Genomic DNA, 21,342 nt, shown 5'->3' with positions numbered 1-21,342 from the left:
GTATCGGCTGGAGAGTTCATCGCGTTTTTAGAAGCTAAATAAGCGTGCGCAGTGCTAAGTAAAGCTCATATAAGCCCATTTAAATGTAGTAAGCGTAATTAGCTCATCCTTGATGCAGTATCCATCGTTAATCCATTAACTCACTTCGAGTAACTGCGGAACTTCGTTTCGGTTCACTCTTACCTAGCGGGCGGACTATAACTGATATTAGCGCCACTCTGAGTGGCCTCGAGCGCGCCCCGACACAAATTTTAGGCATAAAAAAACCCTAACCAATTTGGTTAGGGTCATAAAAAGTGGTACCAGCGGCCGGGCTCGAACCGGCACGCCTTTCGGCAGGGGATTTTGAATCCCCCATGTATACCAATTTCATCACGCTGGCGTCATTTTTCTTTAACCTTCTAAACACGAGAAGATAAAGAAAAACCACTTTAGAGCTCAGGATTATTTATGTGCCTTCGTCTCTATGCCAAGCATTATACAAACAATAGGGGTGGCAGCAAGCGTTTTATGACATTAGCCTGATCAACCGCTTAACATTTAGACAGCCTGTGCAAAATGTCGTTTACTGGTGAAGTATTAAATACAGCTAATAATAACGCCAAGGTATATCACTGAACTATAGCGCTTAGTATTTGTGAGCTTTTTTGCTAAACTAGCGCGCATATTAACAGTGAGAGTGTATTTATGTCGGGTGAGTTTCCACGAGCTGGTTTTTGGCGTCGTTTTGCGTCGTTAGTTTATGATACGTTAGCTATTATTGCGTTTGCTATGTTAACGGTTGTGCTCTATTTGTTTGCCGTACAAGGGCTTATTTCACTTGATGTTATTAGTTTAAATGGTGCTGAAGATGTATCGGCACTTATTCAAGAGTCACTGCTGCTGTCGAGTATTCGAAGTGCCTTACTTGTTATTGTTACTTTAGTATTTTTTGGCTATTTTTGGACTAAAAGCGGGCAAACTATTGGCATGCGCGCATGGCGTTTAAAAGTACAAACTAATGAAGGAAGCTTAATTAGTTGGCCGCAGTCTATTGTTCGCAGCCTAAGCGCCCTGCTTGGTTTAGGTAACCTTGTGGTATTAATTGATTTTAAAAACAAAAAAGCGCTGCAAGACTATGTCTCAAAAACTGAGGTAATTACTCTTACAAAAGAAGAAAACAAACGTATTTACCGCGAGCTAGATTAATACCCATTTATACCAATGCGCAATAATACTTAATAATTTTGCGGGGCTAACTTGTCGCTACCTGCGTTAAAAATTCTCATTTACGACTGCATGGCTGCAGAAGGTAGAGCAATGCAGGAGCAATTGCCGAGAACAACTAAATAGCGATTTTTTATGCCTAGCTATCAACATGTTTTTCCAGCCTCAAAATTGATCACTTAATTAAGCTGATTGGTATTAGTTTTTGAATAACGCGTTATAAAAACTAAAAAGGTGACCATAGGTCACCTTTTTAGTATTAAATAAGCGCTTATAACGGCTATACCCGCTTATTCATCATGTACGTAGCAAAGCCTATAAATAGTATACTTGGCAGTACCGCGCCTATAATAGCGGGTATTTGATAAACCATTACCACAGGGCCAAATATCTCATTTATTAAGTGAAATACAATTCCCGTTACTACACCCATAATGATACGCGCACCCATGGTAACGGTACGTAACGGGCCAAATATAAACGACAGTGCAACCAGTAGCATTACGGCAACAGACACAGGCTGCATTAGCTTACGCCACAAGGCCAGCTCATAGGTGCTGGTATCTTGCTCATTTTGCTGTAAATACCCTAAGTACGACCAAAGCCCTGTAAAGGAAAGCGACTCAGGCTTTACCGATACAACACCAAGCTTTTCGCCCGTTAATTGCGAAGGGTAAAACTCTTCATCAATGTGTTCACTGCTTATTTGCTCATCACTAATATGAACCTTGTTTACATCGCGTAATAGCCAACCTTCATCACGACCAATGGCCACTTTAGCTTTGGTTATTTGAGTTAAATCGAGTGATTTATCAAATTGATACATGTGCACACCGTTTAAACGGCCGTTTTGATCTACATCTTCAATATTAATAAAGTTGTTGCCATCTTTAGCCCATACGCCTTTTTGTGCATTGAATACATCGCCGCCATAAATTGCCTGATTACGCATTTCTTTGGCGTGTTGTTGCGCCTCTGGTGCGCCCCACTCACCAAGAGCCATCATACACACAGCCATAAACACGGCGGTTTTCATTACCGAGCCTATAATTTGCAAGCGCGACATACCCGCAGCTTGCATTACCACCAGCTCACTGTTTGAAGCCAGTGCACCTAAGCCTGTTAAGCCACCAATAAGCGCCGCCATCGGGAAGAATATAACTAAATCGCCCGGCATACTGTAAAAGGTGTAAAGCGTTGCGGTCATTAAATCGTAACTGCCACGACCAACCGACTTTAGCTGATCAATAAACTTAATTAATGTACTAATCCCTACTAGCACCAACAAAGCAAATCCGGTGGTTTGTAAAATGCTGCGGCCTAAGTACCAATCGAGTGTTTTCATCATGCGCTTAACTCCCGTTTTGTTACAACGGCTTTAAGCCAGGCCCCCAATGGGCGACCTTTTATAATTAATAAACTACCTATAAATAAAGCGCTTAAGTGAATCCACCACAAACCAATTGAAGGCGGTATTTTGCCATCTTCTACGGCAAATTTTGCAGCATTGAGTAAGATAAAATAACCTAAGTACAAGCTAATGGCTGGCACTAATTTAGCAAATTTACCTTGGCGAGGATTAACCACACTTAGCGGTACTGCTATTAACGTTAGTAACGGAATAGAAAGCGGTATTGCAATACGCCACTGCCACTGGGCTATAGATTCAGAGGTATTGAGTGGCAATAGTTGATTAGTAGGTATTGCTTCTAATTTACGGCGCTGATGCTCTATTTCTTGCTCGCGTATTTGTACGCTGTAGCCATCAAACTGCGTTAAATTAAGCGCCGGTGTTTTGCCATCGGTTTCGTAGCGTTTGCCATCAGTTAGCACTAATTGTTGCTCACCGTTTATTGCCTCTACCACCACGCCTTGTTCGGCATACACTAAACGTGCAAGGTCATCTTTTTCGGTATCCGGCAGCTGCGCTACAAATACTTTGTTAAGCTCTTTACCGCCGTTTTCAATGTTATGAATAAACACCACGGCTTTTTCATTACCGGTTTGTTGAAACCGCCCTGCCCTTAACGCAGATAAACCCGCATCGGCTTTGGCTTGCTCTTTTAATTGGTACTCTTGCTCACTCGCCCACGGCGCAAGGTACATGGTGAGAGAGGCTGCTAATATAGCCAAACCCACACTCGAAATTAAAGTAACGCGTACCACATACCACTCACTCACCCCACAGGCTTTAAGAACGGTCATTTCGCTGTCGGCGTAAATGCGGCTGTAGGCTAAAATAATTCCCAAAAATATACTCAATGGCAGGATCAGCGAAGCTAATTGCGGCAATTTAAGCGCAATCATCGATAATACTAACTTGGCAGGAATGCTCCCTTCAGAGGCATCTCCTAAAATAACCACAAACTTTTGTGACACAAAAATGGTCATTAAAGTTAAAAATACGGCGACCTGCGATTTTAAAACCTCTGCGGTCAAATAACGAAAAATAAGCAATGCTCGCCCCTGTTAAACATAGAATTTCACTACAATAGTGATAATTTGATAATAAAGTAGCTATTTTACCCAGTTTTATCTGGTAAATAAGTCGTTATTATAAGCTAACAAAATTAATTATCCTACCTAAGTGCACGATATATTGTTGCATTAGTAGCCCTTAAACATATAAAGTTCAATCAAACAGAAAGAGTCAGAAAAAATCAGCTAAAATTAAGATTATCTCTACATAAGTTACGTAGCGAAGACTAGATTTTATTTTTTTAGCCCCAATTAATAACGTATATGACTCACAACCAGGAGTAACAATGGAATTTAACGTAAAAAGTGGTAGCCCAGAAAAACAACGCAGCGCGTGTATTGTCGTTGGCGTTTACGAACCACGTAGGTTATCCCCCATTGGTGAACAACTCGATAAAATCAGCGATGGTTATATCTCAAATTTACTACGCCGTGGCGACCTAGAAGGTAAGCCGGGGCAAGTGTTATTATTGCATCATGTACCTAACGTTTTAAGCGAGCGCGTATTGCTTGTTGGCTGTGGTAAAGAGCGCGAGCTTGATGATAAGCAATATAAGCAAATAATTTCTAAAACAATTAATACCTTAAACGAAACCGGCTCAATGGAAGCGGTGTGCTTTTTAACAGAGCAACACGTTAAAGGTCGTGATACCTACTGGAAGGTTCGCCAAGCGGTAGAAACAACACAAGATTGCCTATACACATTTAACCAGCTAAAAAGCAAAAAAGTAGACCCTCGTCGTCCACTTCGTAAAATTGTGTTTAACGTACCAACACGTCGCGAGCTGACCATTGGTGAAAGCGCTATTGAGCATGGCTTAGCCATTGCCGCAGGTAGTAAGCTATGTAAAGACGTAGCCAACATGCCACCTAATATTTGTAACCCTGCTTATTTAGGCGAACAAGCGCAAGAGCTGGCTAGCAATTTTGACAACATCACCGTTGATATTATTGGCGAAGAAAAAATGGCCGAACTAGGTATGAACTCGTACTTAGCAGTTGGTCGCGGCAGTGATAACGAATCGGTTATGTCGGTTATTAACTACAAAGGTGCAAGCGATGAGCAAGCGCCTATTGTGCTAGTAGGTAAAGGTTTAACGTTTGACTCAGGCGGTATTTCAATTAAGCCAGGCGAAGCCATGGATGAAATGAAATACGACATGGGCGGCGCAGCCGGTGTAATTGGCGCTATGCGCGCACTGGCACAAATGCAGCTTCCTATTAACGTAATTGGTGTTTTAGCCGGCTGTGAAAACATGCCAAGCTCTAACGCGTATCGCCCTGGTGATATTTTAACAACAATGTCGGGGCAAACCGTTGAAGTACTTAATACTGATGCCGAAGGCCGATTAGTATTATGTGATGCGTTAACTTACGTTGAGCGTTTTGACCCAGATACAGTAATTGACGTAGCAACACTAACAGGCGCATGTATTGTTGCCCTTGGTGCACACGCAACAGGTTTACTGTCAAACCACAACCCACTTGCGCATGATTTATTAAAAGCGTCTGAGCAAAGTGGCGACCGTGCATGGCAGTTACCACTGTGGGATGACTATCAAGATCAACTCGATAGCCCATTTGCTGATTTTACAAACTTAGGTGGGCGCTCTGCTGGTACTATTACCGCAGCGTGTTTCTTATCTAAGTTTACTAAAAAGTATAACTGGGCTCACCTAGACGTAGCCGGTACCGCGTGGCGCAGTGGTGCTAAAAAAGGCGCAACGGGTCGCCCTGTTCCTATGCTTACTCAGTATTTATTAAACCGAGCGGGTGTAAGCGAAGCTACGCACGACTAATAACCTAATTAACCTGAGCCTTATTTAGAAAAGCCACTCAGCAGGTATTTTTAGCGCTAACAACGTTAAATTTATTTGCCATAGGCAAAAATATTTTAACCAGAGCTTAGGTTATTTAGCTTGTATTAAGGCGCCATTTGGCGCCTTTTTTATTGCTGTAATTATCTGTGTATTAATTGAAGCAAACCCCGTTATATGGCAAAATCTGCCTCTTAATTTATGTGTATCAACTATGTGCACATTCAATGTCATGGGAAACCCCGATACAATGAACATGAATGCTCAATTTTTCGTTCTAAAGCAACAAGATGAATCTAAAGCGCAGGCTGATGATCATTTTGCTTTAGCAGCTCAAATTGCCGCAGAGCAGTATCGATTAGGGCATCGTGTATTTATTTTTGTAGATAACGAACACACCGCCTATGCCATTGACGAAACCATTTGGGCATTTGATCCCGACAGTTTTGTGCCGCATAACCTGCAAGGCGAAGGCCCTAAAGCCGGCGCACCAGTAGAAATAGGCACCACGCCTCCTGTTGGCAAACGTAACGTTTTAATTAACCTAGCTAATAACCTGCCTGATTTTATTAGGCGTTTTAGCCAAGTTTTTGATTTTGTACCAGTAGAGTCTGTAGCTAAACAAGCCGCTCGTGAGCGCTTTAAAAAGCTGCGCCAACTTGGTGCCAATATCAGCACGCAAGAGATTAATAGCTAGCCGTTTAGGATAAAGCTAACCAACTAATTTAAGTACTTATTTAAGGTTCTGTGTAATGGATAAAACCTACAATCCGCAAGATATTGAACAGTCGCTATACCAAGACTGGGAACAAAAAGGCTACTTTAAGCCATCTGGCCAAGGCGTACCGTATTCGATCATGATCCCGCCGCCAAATGTCACCGGTAGCTTGCACATGGGCCACGCCTTCCAAGATACAATAATGGATACCCTTACGCGTTTTAAGCGTATGCAAGGTAACAACACATTATGGCAAGTAGGTACTGACCACGCGGGTATTGCAACGCAAATGTTGGTTGAGCGTAAACTACACGCTGAAGAAGGTAAAACACGTCACGATTTAGGCCGCGAAGATTTTATTAATAAAATTTGGGAATGGAAAAACGAATCCGGCGGTACTATCACTAAACAGCTTCGTCGTCTTGGCGCATCGGTTGATTGGGACCGTGAACGCTTTACGATGGACGATGGCTTATCTGAAGCGGTTAAAGAAGTCTTTGTACGTCTTCACAAAGAAAACCTAATTTACCGCGGTAAGCGCCTAGTAAACTGGGATCCAAAATTACACACAGCTATTTCAGACCTTGAAGTTGAAAACAAAGACAAACAAGGCCACATGTGGAATTTGCGCTACCCACTTGCTGATGGCGTTAAAACACAAGACGGCAAAGACTACATTGTCGTAGCAACAACACGTCCAGAAACCATGCTAGGTGACTCAGGTGTGGCGGTTAACCCAGATGACGAGCGCTACACAGATTTAATTGGTAAAGAGATTTTACTGCCAATCGTAAATCGTCGTATCACAATTGTTGCAGATGAACACGCTGATAAAGACAAAGGCACGGGCTGTGTAAAAATCACCCCTGCACACGACTTTAACGATAACGAAGTTGGCAAGCGTCATAAAATGCCAATGATCAATATTTTCGATAAAAACGCTGCCATTCTAAGCCAAGGTGAAACATACACCTTTGACGGTAAAGAGCTTGAGTTTGATGCGCCTATTCCTGAGCGCTTACACGGCCTAGACCGTTTTGTTGCGCGTAAAGCGATTATCGCAGAATTTGAAGAACTTGGTTTACTTGAAAAAATCGAAGACCATGCGTTAACTGTACCTTACGGCGACCGCTCTGGTGTGGTTATTGAGCCACTCCTTACCGACCAATGGTATGTACGTGTTGCACCACTTGCAGAACCTGCAAAAGATGCCGTTAAAAATGGCGACATTCAGTTTGTGCCTAAACAGTACGAGAACATGTACTTCTCGTGGATGAACGACGTACAAGATTGGTGTATTTCACGTCAGCTTTGGTGGGGTCACCGTATTCCAGCTTGGTACGACAGCGAAGGCAATGTTTATGTTGGCCGCGATGAAGCTGAAGTACGCCGCGACAATAACATTGCCGATGATGTTACGCTAAGCCAAGACGAAGACGTACTTGATACCTGGTTCTCATCTGCGCTGTGGACGTTCTCAACGCAAGGTTGGCCAGAGAACACGGATGATTTAAAAACCTTCCACCCGTCTGACGTGTTAGTAACGGGCTTTGATATTATTTTCTTCTGGGTTGCGCGTATGATCATGATGACGCTGCACTTTATAAAAGATGAAAATGGTAAGCCACAAGTGCCGTTTAAAACAGTGTATGTTACTGGCCTAATACGTGATGACAACGGCGATAAAATGTCTAAGTCAAAAGGTAACGTACTTGACCCACTAGATATGATTGACGGCATCGAGCTTGAAGATTTAGTACAAAAGCGTACTGGCAACATGATGCAGCCTAAACTTGCCGCTAAAATTGAAAAAGACACGCGCAAAGTATTTGCAAATGGTATTGAAGCACACGGTACCGATGCGCTTCGCTTTACCCTTGCAGCAATGGCATCAACCGGTCGTGATATCAACTGGGATATGAACCGCCTAGAAGGTTACCGTAACTTCTGTAATAAACTATGGAACGCAAGCCGTTACGTATTAATGAACACAGAAGAGCAAGATTGTGGCTTCAACGATGCACAAAAAGAGTTCTCGTTAGCCGATCGTTGGATATTAGGTCAATTTGAAGCAACGGTTAAAACCTACACTGAGCACCTTGATAACTACCGATTTGATTTAGCGGCTAATACACTTTACGAATTCACTTGGAACCAGTTCTGTGATTGGTACTTAGAGCTGACTAAGCCGGTATTATTTAAAGGTAATGAAGCACAGCAACGCGGTACACGTAATACACTCATTACGGTACTAGAAAGCCTACTGCGCTTAATGCACCCAATGATGCCATACATTACCGAAACTATCTGGCAGCGCGTTGCACCACTGGCAGGGCTTGAAACTAAAGGCACCAGCATCATGGTACAGGGCTTCCCTGTTTATAATGAAGCAAACGTTGATGCCCAAGCTATGGACGACTTAGAGTGGGTTAAACAGTTTATTTTAGCAATTCGTGTTATTCGTGGTGAGATGGACATCAGCCCGAGTAAGCCACTTAACGTGTTGCTAGCTAACGCGTCAAGCGATGATGTGCGCCGTATTAACGAGAACGAGTCATTTATTGCCTCGCTTGCTAAACTTGAATCGTTCACCCTGCTTGAAAACAAAGACGATGCACCAGCGTGTGCAACATCCTATGTTGGCAACCTTGAAATTATGATCCCTATGGCGGGCTTAATTGATGTTGAAGCAGAGCTTGCACGTATAAACAAGCAACTCGAAAAAGCAGAAAAAGGCCTAGCCCAAGTGCAAAACAAGCTGGCTAACGAAAAGTTTGTAAATAACGCACCAGAAGCCGTACTTGCAAAAGAGAACGCGAAGCTTGCTGAATTCACTGATGCTAAAACCAAGCTACTTGAGCAAAAAACTAAAATAGAAAGCTTATAATTTTAGTTGCCTGCTAAAGCAATTTAGCAGGCATTAAAAAAGCCGCTCACTGTTAAAGTGAGCGGCTTTTTTGTGCCCTGCGATTAACCACAAGGCATAGCTACATTAAAACTTGTAGTTGTACTGTGCGCCAACAAGTACAGCGTGGCCTTTAGACTCGAAGCCCCACTCACTGCCTGACTCATCAGCTTCAGTAAATGTTTGTGTTTTACCACGAATAATACTTACACCTAAATCAACATTTGATTGCGTGTCGATAGTGTAGTTACCACCAAACGAGAACCAAAAACGGTCTGTATCAGGGATAGAGATAGAAAGGTGAGTTTGCGATACTGGCGACTCATCAAACGCTACACCTGCACGAAGTAGTAAGTCTTCGTTGTATTGATAATCTGTGCCGATAGAGTAACGAAACGCATCGTCAAACTGCTCTTGCTTTTCAAAAGCAACAAACTTGTCGCCTGTTGGTGCAGTTACTTGCGCTTCTAGTGACTCAAAGCTGCTCCAACCTGTCCATAATACGCTGTAGTGTAAGCCAAGTTTTTCATCTAACTGGTGAGAACCAGAAAACTCAGCAATAGCTGGTAACGTTAGCTCTACAGAACCCGGTAGTTGTGCACCACCAGTGCCGCCTACAGCTACTGGTAAGTCATTTGAGAAATCACCTTCAAATGTGATGTCTGTTTCGCTGCGGTAGTTAAAACCAAAACGGCTATTTTCGTCTAGTTGGTACATTAAACCAACGTTTAAACCTAGGCCTGTGTCGTCACCTTGAAGGTTTACTGCATCAGCACCAAAATCAAAGCCGCTTGTATTAGCGCCTACTTTACGGATTACGGTTGCATCTGCATAAATGTAGTTTAAGCCAATACCAAAGCTAAATTGCTCAGTTACTTTATAAGCGACGCTTGCATTAAGGTTAACGGTGAAAATTTCTGTCTCGCCTGCTATTTGGCCCGCTACGTAGTCATCGTTAAACTCTGTAGATAAACCAAAGTTAGAAAACGCGCCAAAACCTAGCGATACTTTATCGTTATACGGCATAGTAAAGTAAGCGGCAGGTACCACTGCGCTTGGTGCTATGCTGTCATCATCTAGGGCACTTGGATCAATACCGTTATTGGTTTGCGTCCCTTCTAAGCTCACATCTGGAATTACACCAATAGCAGCAACACTAAGTTGCTTATCTTTAAATAAAGTCATTAATGCAGGGTTGCGAGCAACAACAGACGCATCATCTGCGATAGATGCTTCACCTGCGTATGCACGGCCAAGGCCTGACGCGTTTTGCTCTGCTAATTGAAACGCGGCTGCAAAACTATCAGCCGAAACAAATGCAAGCGAAGCTGCAATAAGAGTTTTAGAAAATTTCATTGTTGTGTCCTTAACCAAACAAGCGTTTGGGTATCTATGTGTTGTTATTAGGATTTTAAACTTGGCTACACTACCTTAATTTTTTATAAAAAACTGTAACAAAGCGACAAAAAACACCAAAAAACACGTTTTTTAACTACATTTTAACAACTATTTAAAACTCATCGGAGCAGAAATGTGCTATTAGAGTTTATACTCTAATTGTAATTAATTATCATTTAGATTGACTTGTAATTCCCTGCATTTTAAACTCATTACAAAATCACAAAGGAAGCAAATAGGTGATCATTTTACTTATTATTGCAGGGCTCATTTTTTGTGGCGCCAGTGTGTTTTGTTTTTATAAAGCAAACTATTGTGCCTGCACACAAGCCGGCCAATGCGATAACCCCGTAAACCATTACTGGTTAGGGGCCATGCTAAATGCATTAGTGTCGTTAGCTTTTTGCTGTATTGCACTGCATGTACAGCAAGGAACATTATTATGGCTAACGTTAATGGCGAGTTGTTTTTTAGGCGCTTATATTTCTGCTAAACGCGAAAAACTTAAGCGCTGTAAAAAAGCTAATTCAACAAGTGCTCTTTTAACAAACGAGCCAAATTAATTTGATAGTCGAGTGGCTTGATACTCGACACTATTTTAATACTTTGATCAGGCTCATTTAAGTCTAAGTCTTTAGGGGTGACGTGGTGCCCGTGTTTAGCATTATAAAATAGCTTAACTTTAGGCTTGATGGGATTTGATTTATTGCCCTCGAGCACGAGAGCTAATCGCTCATTAGTTAATTTAACAATAGTGCCTACTGGGTGCACACCTAAACATTTAATAAAGTGCTGTACTAGCTCTGCATCAAATAGCTCTTTGTTAGCCAACAAATAACGCAGCGCATTAATCGGTTCATCCCCTTCTTGATGGGGCCTATCGGCTGTTAGCGCATCGTACACATCAACAATTGCCATGATGCGCGCTGGGCGGCTAAGTTTTTCAGCTGTAATACCACGCGGATAGCCTGAGCCATCTAATCGCTCATGGTGGTTAACTATCATGTCGAGTATAAGGGGGGTAATGCCTTTTTCACCTTTAACCAAGCCTAAACCTTGAGCCACATGGCGTTTAATAATATCCATTTCGCTGCTAGTGAGTTTACTTGGCCTAGAAATAATCCCCTGCGGGAGTTTAGCTTGCCCTAAGTCGTGAAGTAACGCGCCCATAGCAAGCTGCTGCACGGCTTCTTCTTTGTATCCTAAATATTTAGCAAATACGGCGGTGAAAATAGCGCAGTTAATCATGTGGCGCCAATTGTAGCTATGTTTGTCTTTTATGCGGGTTAAAATGGTCATTGCGCTGGTATTTCTAAATACCGAGCTGACTATATCGTTAGCCATTTCATCAATCACCTTTAAATTAACCGATAGCCCTGTGGTTACATCGCCATACAAAGCTTGCAGCTTGCGATTATGCTGCTCAAAGTTAATGCTGGCTTTGGCAAATTCTTGCTCAAGGGTAATCGCAGGTTTTACAGCGGGTGGTTTTGTTTTACTGCTTGAAGTCGTGCTCTTTTGTGGCGGCGCACTCTTAGGTTTGTACTTATCGGGTATGGCGGCATCGCCTTTGGTAAAGTCGATAAGCAGCTCTAAAACGCCTTCGGTTACTAAGCGTTTTATAATTGCCTGGTTTCGCACTAAGCCACTGGTTTTTATTTTTATACTGTTGAGCCCTTCATGCTGTTTGGTAACACTGTCAACAAACATACCTGGAGTGAGCTCTGAAATGGGTAACGCGATGAGCATGGCAGAAGCGTTTTCTACAATTAAATATGCCTACTAAATAGCATTATTTAACCCTAAAAGTCTACTTTTTGAGTTGAGGGCAATACCATATAACTATAAAGGACTACTAAAATGAAGGTAGACGTAAACAAGGAAAACAATAAAAAGCAAATGGCGCTCTTGCTAGGAATCGAACCTAGAACTTAGCCTCCGGAGGGCCACGTGATATCCATTTCACCACAAGAGCACATTTGTTGCCAAAACACTAACTCGCGATATCAATGCTTTAGCACTGGCAATAATAAAGAGATCTTTAAATAAATACCAGCATCATTGAGCTATATGCCTATAAATCAAACTGTTTTTGATAAAACACTTCACAACTTGCCAAAAACAAGCTATTTATTGGTATTCGATAAAAAAATAGTAACCGTTTGGCAACATGTTCTGAATGCTTACGGATTATATAGAGGATGTAATTATGAGTTTAATGTCGACTGAGCAAGTGGCTGAGTTTTTAGGTGTAAAAGCCGAGCGGGTAAAACGCCTTGCTCGTGAGAGCTTGCTTATTGCCAAGTCTGAAGATGAAAACGGTGAACCCCAATTTGATGCTGACGAAGTAGCAAAGTACAAAGAGCTTGCCGCGCGTTTTGGCGGGCTTTAACCTTTTATTTCGCTTGATAACTTATTTAGCTGCGCGCGTAATGTGCTTGCCTTATTATTTATGTCGCGCTGCTCATACCACCCTATACACAACACCAAAAACACCACTTTAAAGTAACGTAGCTTGTCATAAGCGCAATAAAACTCACTGGGCATTGCTTGCTGGGCGCTATATTGCTCAAGCAAAGTGTGCTCTGCGTGCGCATTTAACTCTAAGCTAACCGCAAGTGCCGCTAAATCAAAATACACGTCGTTTGTTTGCGCATATTCAAAGTCAATTAAATACATGCCTCTTGAATTTACTATTAGGTTATCTTTAACTAAATCGTTATGACAAAAGCCACTGTTGTAGGGCATGTCATTAATGGCGCTTAGCGTATCTTCAATTAAGCGGCTTTGCTGTTGATATATGTTGCTATTAGCGTAATACGCAAGCTCTTTTGCAATATCCATTGGCTGTGTAGCTAGAGGGTAACTATGAACGCGTGCCAACTTCTCAACTAGGTCAATACTGTAATTATTAGTAGCAATATCGCCACAAATATAGCGAAATGCAGCTCGCCTGTTAGCCTTATCAAGCCAAATGGGTTTAGGGCAAACGTTATGCTGGCTAAGTGCAGTTTGGGCTTGTAGCCCTATTTTAGGCCAATGCGATTTGTAGCATTTTAATAAGTAGTTTTGCTGTGCAGTTTTTATTAGGTAATTGTCGTTACTTAAACCATTCACTAATTTAGTGGTTTGTAGCACGTGCTCAGGTGCCACAAACTCACTACATAGCGCGGCAATATTTGGATTACGGTGCATGCGTTATAATTGCGCTAATGGCTTAGCTTGGCTTTGCTCGTACTCTTCGTACCAGGTTTTAAATCCCCACGCGGCCATAATAGTGTAAAAAATAAATAGCGCGAGCGTTGGGTAATAGCCTTTTTCGTAATACAAATACATAGAGGCCGCATCAATAACAATCCAATACAGCCAGTTTTCGAGTACTTTTTTAGCAACCAAATACGTGGTTACCACCGCAAAACAGGTTGTAAAGCTATCTAGGTAGGCAAAATCGGCGTGGGTGTAGTTTTGCATTACATAGCCAATAATAATGGCCGCTAAGCTCGTAGCGCCTATAAGAATGGCGTGGCGTTGTGTAGACCATGAGGTAATACTAATATTATCTGCTTTGCCTTTGCGCCATACCATCCAGCCAAATACAGCCATGTACATGTAATAAAAATTGAGTAGCGACTCCATAAGCAGCGCGCCATTCCAGTACATTATGGTATAAATAAGCGTGCTAAAAAAAGCGGCAGGCCAACACCATAGGCTTTCTTTTATTGCCAGTAATAAATAAGCAATAGACAACCCTACCGCAATATATTCCCAATGCGACATTGCTGTAAAACCACTTAAGGTTTGTGTTAAAAAATCCATGTGTGCGGTTACCGTTTTTAATACACGTTAAATAAAGGCGATTACTCTGGAGATAAATCGCCAGATAAAAACTTACAAACAAAAATAGCCTTACCAAACTCTTCGTACGAGCGTTTAATTTCGGTGTTTAGCACTTGCATTACTAAATCGTAATCGCCAAAAATTTGTGTAGAAAGCGTATTGGTGATCACTTTTAAGTTGTCGTATTCGTTCAAACGGTCAATAAAGCCCTTAATAAACGGGATGTAATCTTGATGAAGTGGGTATTTACTGATCTCTACTGATAATTTCATTTTAAACTCTACTTTTAATTATTTGATTTCAACAAATCGTTCAATGCCAGTTCAATACAGTGTAAAATTACACTCACACTCAATTAGCTGAGCTTATTATGGCACGCAGAATAACCTATACATTTAAAAACCAACCGCGCGAAATTAACTTCGCAAAAGACAAATACCACGACATGTATCAAGCTATTGCCGCTGCCGAAGGTATTGATTTAACCAACTACTTAAACATGGTACGCCAAATAGAAATGACCTCAAAAGGCTCTTCGGCTGTACGTAACTTTCGTGACCAAGAATTTGCCCGTATGGGCTTTAGTGATATTTACTTTATTAAAGAATAAATATCACTTATTAACTATCGCTGGTACTCGTAACTTACGCGCGGTGTAATATTACACAGTAATTCGTAAGGGATAGTATCGGCGCAGTGGGCTATTTCTTCAACCGGAAGCTCCGGCCCCCACATTGTAACGCTGTCGCCTACTTTAACATTGTGCTCGTTTTCGCCTATATCAATGCTTATCATATCCATAGACACACTGCCTACAATACCGTAACGCTGCCCTGCAATCATAACCGGTGTGCCTTCTTTGGCATGACGCGGATAGCCATCGCCATAACCCATAGCCACTACGGCTAATTGGGTTGGTTTATCACTTTGCCAACGGCCTCCGTACCCTACTCGCTCATGGGCGGCAACATCACGCACTGCAATCACCTTTGTGGTTAAACGCATGACCGGCTTTAAATTGTGTTCTTGCCCTGTGCAGTTTGCCATTGGCGACACCCCATAAAGCATAAGTCCTGGGCGTATCCAATCACCGTGTCCTGCTGGCCAAGCTATAATACCGGCCGAGTTTGATAAACAATGTGCTTGATCTATGCCCTTTACAAGCGTATCAAATAAGCTAATTTGCTGCGCCGTTTTAGTATTGTGCGTATCATCGGCACACGAAAAATGGGTCATCAAATTAATGGTGCTTTTAGCATTGGGTGTGCGCTGCAAGCGACTATAAAACGCGTCAAACTGCTCCGGCGCTATGCCTAATCGGTGCATGCCGGTGTTTATTTTTAGCCAGCAAGTAATTGGCGCATCTAAGGTGGCATTTTCTATTGCTGCAAGCTGGTTTTCGTCGTGCACAATAGTTTGAAAATTATTAGCCAATAAAATAGGTAAGTCGGCTTTATTAAAAAAACCTTCAAGCAGCACTATTGGCTTTGTTAAACCGCCGGCGCGCAGTGCGAGGGCTTCATCAATTCGGGCAACAGCAAAAGCATCAGCACTATTTAAGTGCTGGGCAATTTTTACTAAACCATGCCCATACGCATTGGCTTTTAATACCGCCATTATTTTGCTATTTGGCGCAAAACGTTTTACCTGCGATAAGTTATGCGCAAGGGCGGTTAGGTTAATTTCGGCTGTGGCTAGGCGCATTAGTATTCATCATCAACTGCTGGCCCCGCGTAATTATCAAAGCGAGAAAATTGCCCTTGGAAGGTTAAGCGCACTTTACCAATTGGGCCGTTACGTTGTTTACCTATGATAATTTCGGCGATGCCTTTTTCTGTACTGTCTTCGTTGTATACCTCATCACGGTATATAAACATGATTAAATCGGCATCTTGCTCTATCGAACCCGACTCACGTAAATCTGAGTTAATTGGGCGTTTATCGGCACGTTGCTCTAGCGTACGGTTTAGCTGCGAAAGCGCAATAACCGGGCACTGTAACTCTTTAGCGAGCGCTTTTAATGAACGCGATATTTCGGCAATCTCTAAAGTACGATTATCTGATAAACTAGGTACGCGCATTAACTGAAGGTAATCGACCATGATCATACTAATACCACCGTGGTCGCGCGCTATACGTCTTGCACGTGAGCGTACATCGGTAGGTGTAAGCCCCGATGCATCATCAACATACATTTTGCCTTTTTCCATCAACAAACCCATGGTTGATGAAAGGCGTGCCCAATCGTCATCATCTAGCTGGCCAGTACGTACCTTAGTTTGGTTAATACGACCAAGTGATGCCAACATCCTCATCATAATTTGTTCAGAGGGCATCTCTAATGAGTAAATAAGCACAGGCTTGTCTTGCGTCATTGCGGCGTGCTCAGCAAGGTTCATCGCAAAGGTGGTTTTACCCATTGAAGGACGTGCTGCAACAATAATTAAATCAGAAGGCTGCATACCTGCTGTCATTTTATCTAAATCAGCATACCCAGTGCTTACACCGGTAACACCATCTTGTGGTGATTGATAAAGCTCTTCTATTTTATCGACGGTTTTTTCAAGAATGTTATGAATGCTTTGCGGGCCTTCGGTACTTTTTGTACGTTGCTCAGCAATTTTAAATACTTTACTCTCGGCAAAGTCTAATAAGTCGTGGCTGGTGCGCCCTTCTGGGTTAAAACCAGCTTCGGCTATTTCATTAGCTACGCCAATCATTTCGCGTACTACCGCGCGCTCACGCACAATATTGGCGTATGCATCGATATTCGCAGCACTTGGGGTGTTTTTAGCTATTTCGGCCAAATACGCAAAACCACCAATGCCTGCTAGTTGGTTATTTTTTTCAAGACTTTCTGAAATTGTGATTAAATCTATCGGATCGCCCACTTCAGCAAGCGCGGTCATGGCTTCAAAAATAAGCTTATGGGTGCGGGTATAAAAGTCCTGCGCAACAACCAGCTCTGCTACGCGGTCAAAAGCTTGGTTATCAAGCATTAAGCCACCTAAAACAGATTGTTCAGCTTCTATTGAATGGGGAGGAACTTTAAGGGTATCGACTTGCTTATCTGGTTTGGCCATAACTTCACAGTACTAAAATTGAATGGCTCTATTCTATCGACTTGGCGGGGCTGTGCAAATAGCAAAGCAGGAAATCTTTTCCTGCTTTTTGTAATCATTAACGCTAATTAGCGTTATTTAGTTCGCAGCTCAATTCGCCCGCTTATAGTATCCATTTCAACACTTGCGCTGCCACCATTGACACTAAACTCTAAATCACTAGAAGGGCCATATTTAGCTTTAGTCACTTTATCGCGGGTTACTTTATTAATAATTTTACCGTTGGCGTGCGCTTTAATCTCAAACTGAGCCGACACGCTTTGCGGGAAGTAAAAATCAGCATCACCACTTACCGACTCATAGCGAACATCAGCCCCTTTTAGCAACTCACTGATGTGTATTTCAGCTTCGCCGTTTACAGTATTAATACGTAAGCTTTTTATGCTCGATAATGTAAAATCGATATCGCCATTTACGTTTTCTAATCGTACGTCGTTTGCGGTTGTGCTTGATTTAATATCGCCATTTACAGCACTAAAACGCAGCTCGCCACTTGATTGCCTATCGTTAATTTCACCGTTTACGGTTTCAAATTGAATATTGCCGCTTAAGTTCTGTGCGTTTACATCGCCATTTACGGTGCTTAATTTAACAGTGCCGCTAATGTCATTTACCGTAATTTCACCATTAACAACATCAACCTCAGCGCCTTTTTTAAGTGTTTTTGCAGTCACTGACACATTTACGCCAGCAAATTCTAAGCGACTGCTTTTTGGCATAAATACTGTTAAGTTAGAGCCATCTCCATTGTTACCCCATCCCAAATTGCGTGGCATTTTTACTATAAATTCGGTTTTATCGCCTGTCGTTTTAAGATCAAACCCTTGTGCTTTATCATCAAGCTCGCCTGAGACTTTAAATTCGTTTTTATCCCAGCCAGTTATGTTTACATCGCCACGTTGGTTTTCAATAAAAATAGTGCCGCCGCTTGGCACCTCTATTTGCTTATCTATTTTTTCGCCCGCTAAAACGCTCAGTGGTAATAGGCTTAGCCCAAGTAAAATTGCTTTCATGTTATTCCCCTATATTTGCTGCCAACGCGGTGCATGCACCTTGTTAATTAAGTCGAGTTGTTGCTGGTAAACTTGCGCCAACATGGTCAGTAATGCCTGATTTTGCGGCTCGTTTTCAAGTGCCTGTTTAATTGCTTGCTCTGCTTCTTCAAGCTCTTGTAACTGTGCTTGCCAGTTATTGGTAAGTGCATCCTGGTTTTTGTACTGCACTAATAAACTTTGCTTTTGCGCTTTAAAATAATCGCTCATAGCAACCACTTGGCTTGGCTCGTTATTGCTCATAAATATATTTATTGCTAATAACGCCGCTGCACTGCACGCAGCAATAGCGCTTAATTTAGGCCATAGTGGCGCTTTAACAGCAGGTGGCTTAGCTGTCACTATGGCGTGTTCAATGCCCTGCCAAAGTGCTTTATTGGGCGCTATGTCTTTATTTAAATTGTTTAAAGACTCGTTTAAGTAGTCATCAAAATTTTGTTTACTCATACTCGTACCACTCTTGTAATAACTGCCTTGCACGATGATATTGCGACTTACTCGACCCCACTGCCATTCCCAATTGCTGGGCTATTTCTTCGTGGCGGTAGCCTTCAATGGCATATAAAACAAACACCATGCGGGCGCGCTCTGGTAGGCGAACAATTAATTTATCTAACCCGTTTAATCCCTTACAACTTTGCGCGCTTTGCTCATCCATACCGCTTTGTTCTATGCTCACAACTTTGTTTAACCAGCTTTTATGCTTGCGTACATAACTAATCGCAATGTTGCTTGCTACGCTATATAGCCAAGTAGAAAATTGTGAGCGCCCGTCAAACTGCGCTATTTTATGCCACACCTGCACAAACACTTCTTGAGCGGCATCTTCAGCGTGCGCTTCATCGGCCAATAAGCGCAAACATAAACCGTAAACACGCTTTATATGCAGCTCATATAATGCCTTATAAGCATTTTGATCCCCCGCTTTAACACGCTCAATGAGAGCAAGGTCGCATAGGGGCGTGTGCTCGGGTTTTGTGTGTAACATCCGTGATGTCGCCTTTTAATTATTTTTATTTAAAAACGTGTATTAATGAGTGTATTGATTACTAAGACGCAAAGACAGACAAGAAAGGTTTAAACTAATAATAAAAATAGTTAAATAATTTTATAAAGAGATATTAGATGGGTATTAAAGAGGAATTTTAGATACAAAAAAGCCGCGCTAAAAGCACGGCTTTTTGGGCTTAATTAAAAATTAAGCTTCAGCAATAACGATTACTTTAATAGTAGCTGTTACGTCTGAGTGTACTGCGATTGCAACGTCGAATTCGCCAGTTTCACGGATAGTACCGTGAGGTAAACGAACTTCTGATTTAGCAACTTCAACACCAACAGCTGAGATAGCGTCAGCAATGTCACGAGTACCGATTGAACCGAATAGCTTACCTTCGTCACCAGCTTTAGATACTAAAGTAACTTCTGCTAATGCTTCTAGTTTGTCAGCGCGTGCTTGTGCTGCAGTTAACTGTTCAGCGATTTTCGCTTCTAAGTCTGCGCGACGAGCATCAAACGTTTCAATGTTTGCTTTAGTTGCAGGAACTGCCTTACCTTGCGGGAAAAGGAAGTTACGTGCGAAGCCAGATTTAACAACAACCTGGTCACCTAGGCCACCTAGGTTAGCGATCTTATCTAGTAGAATAACTTGCATGTTTCTACACCTTTTAAAAACTGTTAATCCGCTGCTTACTTATGTAAGTCAGTGTATGGAAGAAGGGCTAAGTAGCGAGCACGCTTAATAGCAGTTGCTAGCTGGCGCTGGTATTTAGCGCTAGTACCTGTAATACGGCTAGGTACGATTTTGCCACTTTCTGTAACATAGTTTCTAAGAGTAGCTAGATCTTTGTAATCGATTTGTTGTACGCCTTCCGCTTTAAAGCGGCAGAACTTACGACGTCTGAAATAACGTGCCATGAGATTAATTCCTCAAATAATTCTTTCTATATGCTGAGCATGCAAAACCAATTGGCTAAGGCCGTTACGACCTTCGTGGCGATTTAAAAAACCACTCACTTGCAATGCCTGCCCAACGTGCAAATGTTGAGTCTGTTGTTGCATTTGCTTACCACTGGCAACAACCTGAAGCCTAACGTAACTATTACGGTTAAGATCTGCTTCGGTTTGCATCGATTTATGTTCTACAACAAAAATACAATGCGGTATGCCTGCAGGGCTTTGGCTAAACTTGGGTGTTTTACAAACAACCCCCGATATAACCAGCTGATTCATATATGGGCTAACCATTACACTAACTGCTGACTACGTGCCATGCTAGGACTCAAAACAATTAAGCAGCTGGTGCTTCTTTCTTCTCTTCTCTTGCAAGAGGAGACGCTTCAGTTACTGCATTTTTAGTACGCATAACTAAGTTACGAAGCACTGCATCGTTGTAGCGGAAAGTAGTTTCTAGCTCGCTGATTACTTCAGTAGGTGCTTCAACGTTCATAAGAACATAATGAGCTTTGTGAAGCTTGTTGATTGGGTAAGCCAGTTGACGACGGCCCCAGTCTTCAAGACGGTGGATAGTACCACCAGCTTCAGTGATAGAACCAGTATAACGTTCGATCATACCAGATACTTGCTCACTCTGATCAGGGTGAACCATGAATACGATTTCGTAATGACGCATGGATATTCCTTACGGTTAATAGAGCCTTCTACCGTTTCGGCCGGTCGGTTTAAGGCAAGGAATTAATAGTGTAAAAGCCGAAATGAGCGCGCATTTTACGCTTAGATGGATAATTAAGCAAGCAGGTTTTTTAAGCTTTGATAGATAAGTGTTAAAGCTATTGGGTGATGGTACTCGATA

At 42.2% G+C, this 21,342-nt stretch carries 23 protein-coding genes and 2 tRNA genes; 7 read left to right on the top strand and 18 right to left on the bottom strand.

The window, feature by feature from the left end:
• Positions 1-297: 297 nt before the first annotated feature.
• A tRNA-Leu gene (locus PSH54_RS04975) sits at positions 298-382 on the bottom strand.
• A 305-nt stretch (positions 383-687) separates the two neighbouring features.
• On the opposite strand from PSH54_RS04975, the gene PSH54_RS04970 reads away from it, so the two are divergent.
• Positions 688-1,188 (top strand): RDD family protein, encoded by a 501-nt coding sequence (locus tag PSH54_RS04970; RefSeq protein WP_121637038.1) that lies wholly within the window; start codon positions 688-690, stop codon positions 1,186-1,188.
• A gap of 298 nt (positions 1,189-1,486) precedes the next feature.
• On the opposite strand, the gene lptG is transcribed toward PSH54_RS04970, so the two are convergent.
• Together lptG and lptF are read right to left on the bottom strand one after the other, a co-directional pair.
• Positions 1,487-2,554 (bottom strand): LPS export ABC transporter permease LptG, encoded by a 1,068-nt coding sequence (lptG, locus tag PSH54_RS04965; protein ID WP_031289389.1) that lies wholly within the window; start codon positions 2,552-2,554, stop codon positions 1,487-1,489.
• Positions 2,551-3,663, bottom strand: coding sequence for an LPS export ABC transporter permease LptF (gene lptF, locus PSH54_RS04960; protein ID WP_024031637.1), 1,113 nt, complete (start codon positions 3,661-3,663; stop codon positions 2,551-2,553). The genes lptG and lptF overlap by 4 nt, the downstream gene beginning before the upstream one ends.
• 308 nt (positions 3,664-3,971) lie before the next feature.
• On the opposite strand from lptF, the gene pepA reads away from it, so the two are divergent.
• The 3 genes from pepA (at position 3,972) to PSH54_RS04945 (ending at position 9,106) form a co-directional block, all read left to right on the top strand.
• Entirely contained in the window at positions 3,972-5,483 is a 1,512-nt protein-coding gene (gene pepA, locus PSH54_RS04955; protein WP_029772475.1) for a leucyl aminopeptidase, read from the top strand.
• Between the two features lie 268 nt (positions 5,484-5,751).
• The gene (locus PSH54_RS04950; RefSeq protein WP_024031635.1) at positions 5,752-6,198 is read left to right on the top strand and encodes a DNA polymerase III subunit chi; all 447 of its coding nucleotides are present in this window, start codon (positions 5,752-5,754) and stop codon (positions 6,196-6,198) included.
• Positions 6,199-6,253: 55 nt separating this feature from the next.
• Positions 6,254-9,106, top strand: coding sequence for a valine--tRNA ligase (locus PSH54_RS04945; RefSeq protein ID WP_273605609.1), 2,853 nt, complete (start codon positions 6,254-6,256; stop codon positions 9,104-9,106).
• A 105-nt stretch (positions 9,107-9,211) separates the two neighbouring features.
• Here the strand turns inward: PSH54_RS04945 and PSH54_RS04940 are convergent, their stop codons facing one another.
• On the bottom strand, positions 9,212-10,480 hold the full coding sequence (locus tag PSH54_RS04940) for an outer membrane protein transport protein (protein ID WP_029772473.1): 1,269 nt from the start codon (positions 10,478-10,480) through the stop codon (positions 9,212-9,214).
• A 281-nt stretch (positions 10,481-10,761) separates the two neighbouring features.
• Here PSH54_RS04940 and PSH54_RS04935 point away from each other — a divergent pair, with 281 nt between their 5' ends.
• Positions 10,762-11,085 carry a hypothetical protein gene (locus PSH54_RS04935; protein ID WP_029772472.1) on the top strand — a complete coding sequence of 108 codons (324 nt, stop codon included), beginning with the start codon at positions 10,762-10,764 and terminating at the stop codon, positions 11,083-11,085.
• Here PSH54_RS04935 and PSH54_RS04930 read toward each other — a convergent pair.
• On the bottom strand, positions 11,045-12,271 hold the full coding sequence (locus PSH54_RS04930) for an HD-GYP domain-containing protein (protein ID WP_029772471.1): 1,227 nt from the start codon (positions 12,269-12,271) through the stop codon (positions 11,045-11,047). The genes PSH54_RS04935 and PSH54_RS04930 overlap by 41 nt on opposite strands.
• A 151-nt stretch (positions 12,272-12,422) precedes the next feature.
• Positions 12,423-12,497: transfer RNA gene (locus PSH54_RS04925), tRNA-Arg, on the bottom strand.
• Positions 12,498-12,731: 234 nt separating this feature from the next.
• Here PSH54_RS04925 and PSH54_RS04920 point away from each other — a divergent pair.
• Complete coding sequence (locus PSH54_RS04920; RefSeq protein WP_024031630.1) at positions 12,732-12,914, top strand: hypothetical protein; 183 nt, start codon at positions 12,732-12,734, stop codon at positions 12,912-12,914.
• Here PSH54_RS04920 and PSH54_RS04915 read toward each other — a convergent pair.
• Genes PSH54_RS04915 through PSH54_RS04905 form a run of 3 tightly spaced genes read right to left on the bottom strand, consistent with a single transcriptional unit; the run spans position 12,911 to position 14,631 of the window.
• Entirely contained in the window at positions 12,911-13,717 is an 807-nt protein-coding gene (locus PSH54_RS04915; protein ID WP_273605608.1) for a phosphotransferase, read from the bottom strand. The genes PSH54_RS04920 and PSH54_RS04915 overlap by 4 nt on opposite strands.
• Positions 13,718-13,720: 3 nt before the next feature.
• Positions 13,721-14,338, bottom strand: coding sequence for a nicotinamide riboside transporter PnuC (gene pnuC / locus PSH54_RS04910; protein ID WP_004588465.1), 618 nt, complete (start codon positions 14,336-14,338; stop codon positions 13,721-13,723).
• Between the two features lie 41 nt (positions 14,339-14,379).
• Complete coding sequence (locus tag PSH54_RS04905; RefSeq protein ID WP_004588464.1) at positions 14,380-14,631, bottom strand: hypothetical protein; 252 nt, start codon at positions 14,629-14,631, stop codon at positions 14,380-14,382.
• 98 nt (positions 14,632-14,729) lie between these two features.
• Here PSH54_RS04905 and PSH54_RS04900 point away from each other — a divergent pair, with 98 nt between their 5' ends.
• A complete protein-coding gene (locus PSH54_RS04900; RefSeq protein WP_004588463.1) occupies positions 14,730-14,969 on the top strand; it encodes a DUF2960 domain-containing protein in 240 nt (79 codons plus the stop codon).
• A 14-nt stretch (positions 14,970-14,983) separates the two neighbouring features.
• On the opposite strand, the gene alr is transcribed toward PSH54_RS04900, so the two are convergent.
• From alr to rpsF, 9 genes are all read right to left on the bottom strand, one after another.
• Positions 14,984-16,063, bottom strand: a complete 1,080-nt coding sequence (gene alr, locus PSH54_RS04895) for an alanine racemase (protein ID WP_024031627.1) — start codon at positions 16,061-16,063, stop codon at positions 14,984-14,986.
• Positions 16,063-17,442 (bottom strand): replicative DNA helicase, encoded by a 1,380-nt coding sequence (gene dnaB / locus PSH54_RS04890; protein WP_004588461.1) that lies wholly within the window; start codon positions 17,440-17,442, stop codon positions 16,063-16,065. Before dnaB ends, alr begins: the two co-directional genes overlap by 1 nt.
• A 113-nt stretch (positions 17,443-17,555) precedes the next feature.
• Positions 17,556-18,494 carry a DUF4097 family beta strand repeat-containing protein gene (locus PSH54_RS04885; RefSeq protein WP_273605607.1) on the bottom strand — a complete coding sequence of 313 codons (939 nt, stop codon included), beginning with the start codon at positions 18,492-18,494 and terminating at the stop codon, positions 17,556-17,558.
• A gap of 9 nt (positions 18,495-18,503) precedes the next feature.
• Positions 18,504-18,980, bottom strand: coding sequence for a hypothetical protein (locus tag PSH54_RS04880; protein WP_004588459.1), 477 nt, complete (start codon positions 18,978-18,980; stop codon positions 18,504-18,506).
• Positions 18,973-19,521: an RNA polymerase sigma factor gene (locus PSH54_RS04875; RefSeq protein ID WP_004588458.1), complete on the bottom strand. Its 549-nt coding sequence runs from the start codon at positions 19,519-19,521 to the stop codon at positions 18,973-18,975. The genes PSH54_RS04880 and PSH54_RS04875 overlap by 8 nt, the downstream gene beginning before the upstream one ends.
• A 210-nt stretch (positions 19,522-19,731) precedes the next feature.
• Entirely contained in the window at positions 19,732-20,184 is a 453-nt protein-coding gene (rplI, locus tag PSH54_RS04870; protein ID WP_004588457.1) for a 50S ribosomal protein L9, read from the bottom strand.
• A gap of 35 nt (positions 20,185-20,219) precedes the next feature.
• Positions 20,220-20,447 carry a 30S ribosomal protein S18 gene (rpsR, locus tag PSH54_RS04865; RefSeq protein ID WP_002962753.1) on the bottom strand — a complete coding sequence of 76 codons (228 nt, stop codon included), beginning with the start codon at positions 20,445-20,447 and terminating at the stop codon, positions 20,220-20,222.
• 12 nt (positions 20,448-20,459) lie between these two features.
• On the bottom strand, positions 20,460-20,777 hold the full coding sequence (gene priB, locus PSH54_RS04860; RefSeq protein ID WP_004588456.1) for a primosomal replication protein N: 318 nt from the start codon (positions 20,775-20,777) through the stop codon (positions 20,460-20,462).
• 43 nt (positions 20,778-20,820) lie between these two features.
• Positions 20,821-21,162 carry a 30S ribosomal protein S6 gene (rpsF, locus tag PSH54_RS04855; protein WP_004588455.1) on the bottom strand — a complete coding sequence of 114 codons (342 nt, stop codon included), beginning with the start codon at positions 21,160-21,162 and terminating at the stop codon, positions 20,821-20,823.
• Between the last annotated feature and the right edge of the window lie 180 nt (positions 21,163-21,342).

The sequence above is a fragment of the Pseudoalteromonas sp. Angola-30 genome (assembly GCF_028599215.1).
In the GTDB taxonomy this organism is placed as follows: Bacteria; Pseudomonadota; Gammaproteobacteria; order Enterobacterales; family Alteromonadaceae; genus Pseudoalteromonas; species Pseudoalteromonas atlantica.
The sequence above is the reverse complement of the archived record's forward strand: the minus strand, read 5'-3'. Positions and strand labels throughout refer to the sequence as shown.